A 6,443-nucleotide genomic window follows, 5' to 3' on the forward strand; every position below is an offset into this window, starting at 1 on the left:
CCTGTGGGCCGAGGGCGCCGGGATGGCGGGCGGTCTCGGCGACAGCGATGTCGACCGGATGGCGCGCTCGGGCGTGCAGGGGCTCACCGCCGCGCAGGGTCTGGCTCTGTTCGACGCCGCCCTCCGGACGGACGCGGCGACCCTGGTCCCGGTGCAGCTGGACCTGGCCGCGCTGCGCCGGGCCACCGGCCGCGACGTCCTGCCGCTGCTGCGCGGACTCGTCCGGGTCCCGACGCGTCGCGCCGCCCGAACCAGCGCCGGCGGCTCCGAGCTGACCGACCGTCTGCTGGGGCTCCCGGCGGGGGAGCGCGAGGCCGCGCTGCTCGATCTGGTCTGCGGTCGGGTGGCGGCCGTCCTCGGCTACGCGCACGCGACGGCCGTGGAAGGAGGCCGGGCGTTCAAGGAGCTGGGCTTCGACTCGTTGACCTCCGTCGAGCTGCGCAACGAGCTCAACGGTGCGACCGGTCTGCGCCTGCCCGCGACGCTGGTCTTCGACTACCCGACCCCTTCCGCGCTGGCCGCTTTCCTGCGCGGCGAGCTGCTCGGCGACGAGTCGCAGACGGTGGCGTCCGCGGCGGTCGTGGCGGCAGCGGACGACCCGATCGCGATCGTCGGCATGGCCTGCCGCTACCCCGGTGGCGTGGAGTCGCCGGACGACCTGTGGCGACTGGTGGCCACCGGATCGGACGCGATCTCCGGCTTCCCCGCCGGTCGTGGCTGGGACGTGGAGAACCTCTACCACCCGGATCCGGACCACCAGGGCACCACCTACGCCCGCGAGGGCGGCTTCCTGCACGACGCGGGCCTGTTCGACCCGGCCTTCTTCGGCATCTCGCCGCGCGAGGCCGTCGCGATGGACCCGCAGCAGCGCCTGCTGCTCGAGGTCTCCTGGGAGGCGATCGAGCGCGCGGGCATCGACCCGACGACCCTGCGCGGCAGCCGCACCGGCGTCTTCGCCGGGCTGATGTACCACGACTACGCCAGCGCGATCGGCGAACTCCCGGACGGGGTCGAGGGCTACCTCGGCACCGGCAACTCGGGCAGCATCGTCTCCGGGCGGGTGGCCTACACCTTCGGGCTTGAGGGCCCGGCCGTCACGGTCGACACGGCGTGCTCGTCCTCGCTGGTCGCGCTGCACTGGGCGATCCAGGCGCTGCGCAACGGCGAGTGCACGATGGCGCTGGCCGGCGGCGTCACCGTGATGGGCACGCCGGAGACCTTCGTCGACTTCAGCCGCCAGCGCGGCCTGTCGCCCGACGGACGCTGCAAGTCCTTCGCGGACGCCGCCGACGGCACCGGCTGGGGCGAGGGCGCGGGCATGCTGCTGGTCGAGCGGCTCTCCGACGCCCGCCGCAACGGACACCGCGTGCTCGCCGTCGTCCGTGGCAGCGCGGTCAACCAGGACGGCGCGAGCAACGGTCTGACGGCGCCCAACGGTCCCTCGCAGCAGCGCGTGATCCGCCAGGCGCTGGCGAACGCCGGCCTGACCCCCGACGACATCGACGCCGTCGAGGCGCACGGCACCGGGACCACCCTCGGCGACCCGATCGAGGCCCAGGCACTGCTGGCCACCTACGGCCGCGACCGCGCCGAGGACCGGCCGCTGTGGCTCGGTTCGGTCAAGTCCAACATCGGGCACACCCAGGCCGCCGCCGGTGTCGCCGGCATCATCAAGATGGTGCTCGCGATGCAGCACGGCGTGCTGCCGCAAACCCTGCACGTGGACCAGCCGTCAACGCACGTCGACTGGTCGGCGGGCGCGGTGGAACTGCTCACCGAGGCACGTCCCTGGCCCGCGACCGGGCGTCCGCGCCGTGCCGCGATCTCGTCCTTCGGCATCAGCGGCACCAACGCGCACACGGTCGTCGAACAGGCCCCCGAGGCAGCCGAGCCGCCGGCCGGGACCGTCGAGCCGGTGCGCACGCCGGTGCTGCCCTGGCTGCTCTCCGCCAAGAGCGCCGACGCGCTGGGGGCCCAGGCCAGGCGTCTGCTCTCCTTCGTCGAGGACCGACCCGGGACCGAACCGGCCGACATCGCCTACTCGTTGGCGACCACCCGCGCAGCTCTGGAACACCGCGCGGTCGTGGTGACCGAGAACCGCGACGAACTCCTGGGCTCGCTGCGGTCGTTGGCCGACGGAGAAGCGGCGACGGGCATCGTTCGCGGCACGGCGACGCCGGGTCGGCTCGCGTTCCTCTTCACCGGCCAGGGCAGTCAGCGGGCCGGGATGGGTCGCGAGCTGTACGAGGCGTTCCCGTTGTTCGCGTCGGCCTTCGACGCGGTCTGCGGCGAGCTGGACCAGCACCTGGACCGTCCGTTGAAGGACGTCGTCTTCGCGGGGGAGCGGATCGACGAGACGGCGTGCACGCAGCCGGCGCTGTTCGCGATCGAGGTGGCGCTGTTCCGCCTGGTCGAGTCCTGGGGGATGCGCCCGGACTTCCTTGCCGGTCACTCGATCGGCGAGATCGCCGCCGCGCACGTCGCCGGAGTGCTCTCGCTCGCCGATGCGGCGAAGCTGGTTGCGGCGCGCGGTCGCCTGATGCAGGCGCTGCCGTCGGGTGGCGCGATGGTGGCGGTGCAGGCGTCCGAGGACGAGGTGCTGCCGCTGCTGACCGGCCGGGAGGCCGAGGCGGGCATCGCCGCCGTCAACGGCCCGACGTCGGTGGTGATCTCGGGCGCCGAGCAGGCCGTCCTGGAGCTCGCCGAGAAGCTGGCCGCGCAGGGTCGTAAGACGAAGCGGCTGACGGTCAGCCACGCGTTCCACTCGCCGCTGATGGACGGCATGCTGGACGAGTTCCGGACCGTCGTCGAGGCCCTGACCCTCCACGCTCCGCGGATTCCGATCGCCTCCACCCTCGACCGGTCGGCCGACCTCACCACCTCTGAGTACTGGGTGCGCCACGTCCGCGACGCGGTGCGCTTCGCCGACGCCGTCCGCGCGTTGCAGGCCGAAGGCGTCCGCACCTTCGTCGAGATGGGCCCGGACGGGGTGCTCTCCGCCCTCGGCCAGGAGAGCGTCAGCGCCGAGGACGTCGTCTTCGCGCCGGTGATCCGTGCCGGCCGTCCCGAGGTCCGTACCCTGACGGCCGCCGTCGGCTTGGCCCACGCGCGGGGTCTCGACGTGGACTGGCAGACCGTTCTCGCCGGTCGGAACGCCCGCCGGATCGACCTGCCCACCTACGCCTTCCAGCACGAGTGGTTCTGGCTGAAGTCCGCAGCCCCCGCCTTCGGGAGCACGCCCGACAACGCGACGGACGCGCTCTTCTGGGACGCGGTGGAACGCGAGGACCTCGACGCGGTGGCCGCGACCCTGGCGGTCGAGGACGGTGACGCGCTTGGCACGCTGCTGCCCGCCCTGTCGGCCTGGCGTCGGCAGAGCCGTGACCGCTCCACCGTGGACGGCTGGCGCTACCAGGCCGGCTGGCGGCCGGTCACCGACGCCGTGCCGGGTGTGCTGTCGGGCGCCTGGCTGGTGGCCGTGCCGGTCGGGGCCGCCGACGACCCCGCCGTTCTGGACACGCTGCGCGTGCTGGCCGACCGCGGCGTGGACGTCCACCGGATCGACGTCGACACGGCGGACGCCGAGCGGACCCGGCTCGCCGAGCGCCTGCCGCAGCCGCAGACGCCGGTGACCGGCGTGCTCTCCCTGCTCGCCCTGGACGAGACGATGCCGGTGGCCGCCGGCCTGGCGCTGGTGCAGGCACTGGGCGACGCCGCTGTCGCCGCGCCGCTGTGGTGCGTGACGCGCGGTGCGGTGTCGACCGGTCCCGCCGATCGGCTCGCCAGCCCCGAGCAGGCGCAGCTGTGGGGTCTGGGCCGGGTCGTGGCACTGGAGCACCCGGAGCGCTGGGGCGGTCTGGTCGACATCCCGGAGACCGTCGACGACCGGGTGCTCGCCCGCCTGGCGGACGTGCTCACAGGCCAGGAGGACCAGGTCGCGGTCCGCGCGACGGGCGTCTTCGCCCGCCGCCTGGTGCGCGCGGCAGGCCGGGAGGCGAGCCGGCCGTGGCAGCCGTCCGGGACCGTGCTCGTGACCGGCGGGACCGGCGCGCTGGGCGCGGAGGTGTCGCGGTGGCTGGCCCGCAACGGGGCTGAGCGCCTGCTGCTCACCAGCCGTCGTGGCCCGGATGCCCCGGGCGCTGCCGAACTGATCGACGAACTCGCCGAGTTGGGCGCGAACGTCACTGCTGCCGCATGTGACGTGGCCGACCGTGAGGCGCTGGCCGCACTGCTCGCGTCGCTGGAGCACCCCGTCACCGCCGTCTTCCACACCGCCGGTGTGCTCGACGACGGCGTCGTGGACGGCCTGACCGCCGAACGCCTCGCCGCCGTCGCCCGCCCCAAGGTGGACGCCGCGCGCAACCTGCACGAGCTCACCCAGGATCTGTCCGCCTTCGTTCTCTTCTCCTCGATCGCCGGCACGCTCGGCAGCGGCGGTCAGGGCAACTACGCCGCCGCCAACGCCTACCTGGACGCGCTCGTCGAGCAGCGCCGGGCCGACGGGCTCGCGGCCACCTCGATCGCCTGGGGCCCGTGGGCCCAGGGCGGCATGGCCGCCGACCAGGCGCTGGCCGAGCGTCTGCGCCGAGGCGGCATGCGACCCATGGCGCCGGAGCTGGGCCTGGCCTTCCTGCAGCGCGCCCTCTCCGTCGAGGACGGCACGGTGGTCGCCGCCGACCTGGACTGGGAGAGCTTCGCGCCCTCCTTCGTGGCCGTGCGCCCCAGCCGAATCTTCGACGACCTGCCGGAGGCCCGCCGAGCGATCGAGCAGGCCGCTCCCGCCTCCGCCGTCGGCGGGGCCACCGCGCTGGCACACCGTCTGGCCGAACTGCCCGAGGCCGAGCGGGATCGCGCGCTGCTGGACGTGGTCCGCGGCAACGTGGCCGCGGTGCTGGGCTACGGCAACCCGGAGTCCGTCGAGGTCGGCAAGGCGTTCCGCGAGCTGGGCTTCGACTCGCTGACCGCCGTCGAGTTCCGCAACCTCCTGGGCACGGCGACCGGTCTGGCCCTGCCCGCCACCCTGGTCTTCGACTACCCGACCACGGCCGCGTTGGCCGAGTACCTGCGCTCCGAGCTGCTCGGCGAGGCACTGCCCGCCCCGGCGGCCGCCGCCTCGACCGCCGTCGACGACGAGCCCATCGCCATCGTCGCGATGAGCTGCCGCTTCCCCGGCGGCGTCAGCAGCCCCGAGGAGCTGTGGCAGCTGCTCGCCACCGGCGTCGACGCGATCTCCGGCTTCCCGACCGACCGCGGCTGGGATCTGGAGGCGCTGCTCGGCGCCGGTGCCGAGGAGACGCACTCCTCCCACACCGGCCATGGCGGCTTCCTTTACGACGTGGCCGACTTCGACCCGATTTTCTTCGGGATCTCGCCGCGCGAGGCGCTGGCGATGGACCCGCAGCAGCGTCTGCTGCTGGAGACGTCCTGGGAGGCGATCGAGCGGGCGGGCATCGACCCGACGACCCTGCGCGGCAGCCGGACCGGCGTCTTCGTCGGCACCAACGGGCAGGACTACCTCCAGCTCGCGATGGACACCGCGGACGACCTCGGCGGCTACCTCAGCACTGGCAACGCGGCGAGCGTCGTCTCCGGCCGACTCTCGTACACCTTCGGTCTGGAGGGACCGGCGGTCTCCGTCGACACGGCGTGCTCCTCCTCGCTGGTCGCCCTGCACCTGGCGGTGCAGGCGCTGCGCAGCGGTGAGTGCACGATGGCGCTCGCGGGTGGTGCGACGGTGATGTCCTCGCCGGGTGCGTTCGTCGCGTTCAGCCGCCAGCGCGGGCTCGCGACCGACGGCCGCTGCAAGGCTTTCGCGGCGGCGGCCGACGGCACCGGCTGGGGTGAGGGCGTCGGCATGCTGCTCGTGGAGCGGCTGCCGGACGCCGAGCGCAACGGTCACCCGGTGCTGGCGGTGGTGCGGGGCAGCGCGGTGAACCAGGACGGTGCGAGCAACGGTCTGACGGCGCCGAACGGTCCGTCGCAGCAGCGGGTGATCCGCCAGGCGCTGGCGAACGCGGGCCTGACGGCCGGTGAGGTGGACGCCGTCGAGGCGCACGGCACCGGGACGACCCTCGGCGACCCGATCGAGGCGCAGGCGCTGCTCGCGACCTACGGTCAGGACCGTCCCGAGGACCAGCCGCTCTGGCTGGGATCGATCAAGTCGAACATCGGGCACACCCAGGCTGCCGCCGGTGTCGGCGGCATCATCAAGATGGTGCTGGCGATGCGGCACGGCGAACTCCCGCAGAGCCTCCACATCGACGAGCCGAACCCGCACGTGGACTGGTCGGCAGGTGCGGTCGCGCTCCTCGCCGAGAACCAGCCGTGGCCGCAGACCGGCCGTCCGCGCCGGGCCGGCGTGTCCTCCTTCGGCATGAGCGGCACCAACGCGCACGTCGTGCTGGAGCACTCACCCGCCACCGTGGACGCCGAGCCGACGCCGA

General features: G+C 73.8%; 1 protein-coding gene. It reads left to right on the top strand.

Annotated elements, in window-relative coordinates:
* Positions 1–6,443 (top strand): type I polyketide synthase (locus TR48_RS37805; protein ID WP_042375369.1); only part of this gene is annotated, 6,443 nt, incomplete at both ends.

Origin of the sequence: Streptacidiphilus neutrinimicus, assembly GCF_000787815.1 — a bacterium.
GTDB lineage: Bacteria > Actinomycetota > Actinomycetes > Streptomycetales > Streptomycetaceae > Streptacidiphilus > Streptacidiphilus neutrinimicus.